The organism is Streptococcus sp. HMSC067H01 (genome assembly GCF_001814775.1).
In the GTDB taxonomy this organism is placed as follows: domain Bacteria; phylum Bacillota; class Bacilli; order Lactobacillales; family Streptococcaceae; genus Streptococcus.
Genome location: NZ_KV817771.1, coordinates 1 through 201 on the forward strand (window position 1 = coordinate 1; position 201 = coordinate 201).

1 protein-coding gene is annotated in these 201 nt (G+C 41.8%); it reads left to right on the forward strand.

The window, feature by feature from the left end; all coding sequences use genetic code 11:
* Positions 1-201, forward strand: a 201-nt coding sequence (locus HMPREF2987_RS10935; protein WP_180364489.1) for a hypothetical protein, incomplete at both ends; no start/stop codon positions are given.

A 201-nucleotide genomic window follows, 5' to 3' on the forward strand; every position in this document is an offset into this window, starting at 1 on the left:
TGTTCGACAAAGATGGTAACAAGATTGGTGAAGCTACAGCAGGAGCAGATGGTAAAGCTAAAATCACACCAACTGTAGATATTCCAGAAGGTAATGTGACAGCTAAAGCTACAAAAGATGGTCAAACATCAGAAGCAAGCGCACCAAAAGAAGCTACAGCAGCAACTCCAACAACACCAACTCAACCAGAAATTACAACAG